The 4,262-nt window shown below is 39.7% G+C and carries 4 protein-coding genes; all 4 read right to left on the reverse strand.

The window, feature by feature from the left end; translation table 11 throughout:
• Positions 1–692 (reverse strand): S1 RNA-binding domain-containing protein (locus Q1R07_RS07860; protein ID WP_300488256.1); only part of this gene is annotated, 692 nt, incomplete at its 3' end.
• Between the two features lie 247 nt (positions 693–939).
• Positions 940–2,316 (reverse strand): nucleoside permease, encoded by a 1,377-nt coding sequence (locus Q1R07_RS07865; RefSeq protein ID WP_300488259.1) that lies wholly within the window; start codon positions 2,314–2,316, stop codon positions 940–942.
• A 139-nt stretch (positions 2,317–2,455) separates the two neighbouring features.
• A complete protein-coding gene (gene cmk, locus Q1R07_RS07870; RefSeq protein WP_300488262.1) occupies positions 2,456–3,142 on the reverse strand; it encodes a (d)CMP kinase in 687 nt (228 codons plus the stop codon).
• Positions 3,143–3,154: 12 nt separating this feature from the next.
• Positions 3,155–4,174 carry a type IX secretion system protein PorQ gene (gene porQ / locus Q1R07_RS07875; RefSeq protein WP_300488265.1) on the reverse strand — a complete coding sequence of 340 codons (1,020 nt, stop codon included), beginning with the start codon at positions 4,172–4,174 and terminating at the stop codon, positions 3,155–3,157.
• Between the last annotated feature and the right edge of the window lie 88 nt (positions 4,175–4,262).

The following is a 4,262-nucleotide window of genomic DNA, read 5'->3' on the forward strand; positions in this document are numbered from 1 at the left end:
CCGTAAGAAGTGATGTTTTTCACAACTCCTTCTAACACCTGTCCTTTTTCTAACTGACCGATAATTTCTTTTTTCTGTACTTCGATATCTGCTTCGATAAGCGCTTTGTGCGATACAACAACGTTTTTGAATTCGTGGTTAATTTTAACAACTTTGAATTCCATTGTTTTATTCACATACTGATCGTAGTCACGGATTGGTTTCACGTCGATTTGAGAACCTGGTAAGAATGCCTCGATTCCGAATACGTCAACGATCATACCACCTTTAGTTCTACATTTAACGAAACCGTTAACAATTTCACCTGATTCGTTAGCAGCGATAACTCTGTCCCAAGCTTTGATTGTACGTGCTTTTTTGTGAGATAATACTAACTGACCTGATTTGTCTTCACGAACGTCAATCAATACTTCTACTTTGTCACCTACTTTTAAGTTCGGGTTGTAACGGAATTCATTTAATGAAATTACACCCTCAGATTTAGCGTTGATGTCAACGATAGCATCTCTTTCAGTAATTCTTACTACTACTCCTTCTACTACTTCCTCAGCGTCAGTAGAGATAAAAGTTTTTGCTACTAAATCTTCAAATTCTTGTAAGTTTTTTTCGTCAACAGCATCGATACCTTCTTCGAAGTTATGCCAGTTAAAATTCGCTAAAAACTCGTCTTGTGTTTTTGTTTGTTCAGACATGTCTGATAAAAAATTTGTATTCTGTGTTTTCCTGAGTTTCTTAATGCGATCGAAAATAACAGAAGTGTTTTACATAAATTGTTGATACCTAAAGGAAACTCGTCTTCGCCAAAAGGTGTGCAAAGGTAATACTATTTTTTTGATTTACAAAACTTTATTCCGTTCCAAAACAACCGCTTACCATCGTATTTAAAATCTTTTTCTCGGAAACGGATACAAAAAAAACCGGCTTTTCACCGGTTCTTTATTAATGTACTATATTTTCCACGTCTTTCGGATCGTGTTTGTGTTTAAACATCAAGGCGAAAGCAATGGCGATAATCAGTGCGTAGGCTGCAAATGTCAGCCAGATATGATGCCAGTCTTTCATAAAGATTGGATTACTGAAAAGTCCGTCAGCCGAAATTTCTACGCCGTGTCCTTTTACAAATTCATTCATTAATCCGTTGGTTGGTTCCGTTTGCAAATAGGTTGCCAGTTCTGTTGTGTTTGAAAACGATTTGGTAAAATATTTATCAATCGCCCATCCGGATGTAAAACTACCCAATACCGCTCCGAATCCATTGGTCATCATCATAAACAATCCCTGAGCCGACGAACGGTTTTTAGCACTGGTATTGGTTTCCACAAATAGCGATCCCGAAATATTAAAGAAGTCAAATGCCATACCGTAAACGATACACGACATCACAATCATCCACAAACCGGTTACCGGATCACCAAAAGCAAATAATCCAAAACGCAATACCCAGGCCAACATACTGATCAACATTACCTGTTTGATTCCGAATCGTTTTAGGAAAAACGGAATCGCCAAAATAAATAAGGTTTCCGATATCTGCGAAATCGACATGATAATGGTCGAATATTCCACTACAAACGAATTGGCATATTTTGGAAAATGTTTGAATTCATCTAAAAATACATCCCCATACGCATTGGTCAACTGTAAAGCGCCACCCAAAAACATGGAGAAAACAAAGAAAAGCGCCATTTTATAATTGGCAAACAATTTAAACGCTTCCAATCCTAAGGTTTCTGCCAAAGAGGCATTCTCACTAATCAAACGTTGCGGTTTACACTTTGGTAATGTAAAAGCGTATAATCCCAGGATTAATGCTGCAATTCCGGCAATATAAAACTGGTATTCGGTTGCTTTATTTCCGGTAAGATTGGTAATCCACATCGCTACGATAAATCCAATCGTTCCGAAAACACGGATGGGTGGAAAATCTTTTACCACATCATTGCTATTTTGCTTTAAAGCCGTATAGGAAATGGAATTGGATAACGAAATGGTTGGCATGTAAAAACACATCGCCAAAAGCATCACATAAATAAAAGTTGTCGGTGTGGCTACCTGTGGTAACGAAAACAATACTCCGGCGTATAATATGTGTAATATCCCGTATAATCTTTCGGCATTCACCCATCTGTCGGCGATGATACCGGTTAGTGTTGGCATAAATAAAGAAGCAATTCCCATGGTTCCGAAAACCAGACCAAATTGGGTTCCCTCCCAGTTCTTAGTTCCAAACCAATAATTTGCTATGGTGATAAGCCACGCCCCCCAAACAAAGAATTGGAAGAAGTTCATCAGGATAAGACGATTTTTTATAGTCATTATGTGGTGTAATTTTGTGTATTAGATTCGTTTTAATTTTTAAAAAAGCTGGTAAATCTATTAATAAAAACAGGAAATCCAAAATAAAATGCGTTATAAAACGAACCGCATCCTATTCTGGATTTTATTTTTAATTTGATCAGGATCCTTTTTCGGTCGCCAGTTTTAACACTAACGCAAATTGTTCTTCCCGACTTAAATTGGAATTATCTACTTCATACGCATCATTGGCTTTTACCAACGGAGAATCGTCTCTACTCGTATCGATTTTGTCACGTCCCACTACATTTTGCAATACATCCTCATACGTAACCTGTTGCCCTTTACCCGTTAATTCATCAAAACGACGTTGTGCGCGGGTTTCCGGACTGGCGGTCATAAAGATTTTTAATTCGGCTTCCGGAAATACAACCGTTCCGATATCACGTCCATCCATTACAATACCTTTATCGGCACCCATTTTCTGTTGTTGCTCGACCAGTTTTGCGCGTACTTCCGATACCTCAGCAATCCGGCTTACCTGTTGTGAAACTTCCAATGTACGGATTTCGGTTTCCACATTCTGACCGTTTAGGTACATTTCAGCAAATCCCAATTGCGGATTAAACTGAAACTGCAGACTAATTTGCGGTAAAGCGGCAATGAGTTGCTCTTTATCGAAATGGCTATCGGAAATCAATCCCTGTTGCATGGCAAATAAGGTTACCGCGCGGTACATTGCTCCCGTATCCACATAAACATATCCCAGTTCTTTCGCCAGTTGTTTGGCCAGCGTGCTTTTCCCCGTGGATGAGAACCCATCTATTGCTATGGTAATTTTTTTCAAAACGTTTGTATTTTATTGTAAGTTAATTGTAAGTCCAAAAAGACTGGTATTCCCCGCCGAAGTATAGCGTGAATAGGAATAGTCAAATTTTACGGTGTTGAAACGCAATCCGAAACCGGCAGAAATTCCGGCAAAGGTACGTTGATCGGTTATCGAAAGTTCTTCTCCTCTCCTGAAGTTATAACCCAGGCGGAAATTAAGGCTTTTCCCCGGAAATAATTCCGCGCCCAAGATTACGTGGCGCATGGCATTATTTATAAAGGACACTTTTTCTTCCTGTACTTCTCCGTCGATGCTACTTTCGGCCCGGTTCGGATTGGAAAAAGCGATATTCCATTGTTGCAGGTTTTCGAGTGTCAGGTGCCAACGGATGGGCACATTTTCCATTTGCTGCGAAATTCCGGCGATGATTTCCAACGGTAGTTTTTCCTGTAAACCGGCATAGGTCGTAATCTGCGTCCCTACATTTCGCACCGCCAGACCGATGTTAATATCATTGTCTTCGTCTACATAAATAGCACCCAGATCGACCGCGGCTCCAAAAGAGTTATAACTTTCCAGAGTGGATGAGATCAGTTTGGCATTGGCTCCGATATGAATGTCGGTCCACGGAATATTATACGCATACCCGAAGGAAAGGGCGATTTCGCTACCGGTAAAATCGGAAGTCCGGTTTCCGGTTTCATCATATCCTTCAAAAGTACCATAATTTACATAGTTAACGCCGGCATGAAAGGTTTGCACGTGACGATCCCAGGTATAGGCATAGGCCGCCGTACCATAGGTCACTTCTCCGTAGTAACTACCATAGTTAACCGAAAGATGGTTATCCATTTCCACATTAATCGTAGCGGGATTATAAATAGCCTGGTTTACATCGTTGTCATAAATCGTAACGGTTTTCCCTCCCAGCGCTGCCTGACGGGGTGATGTCACTAAATTCAGAAACTGATAGGTATATTTTCCACCAATCTGCCCATAGGATAGAGCTGTCAGGATTAGAAAAAATGAAGTCAGTATTTTTTTTGCCATTGTTTATGGTGGTCGTTTCTGAAATTATATAACGCAAATGCGAAGATATTATTTTTTTATTTACAGTAAAAAATAAAAGACAAAAGGC

This window comes from Flavobacterium sp., from assembly GCF_030146175.1.
GTDB lineage: Bacteria > Bacteroidota > Bacteroidia > Flavobacteriales > Flavobacteriaceae > Flavobacterium.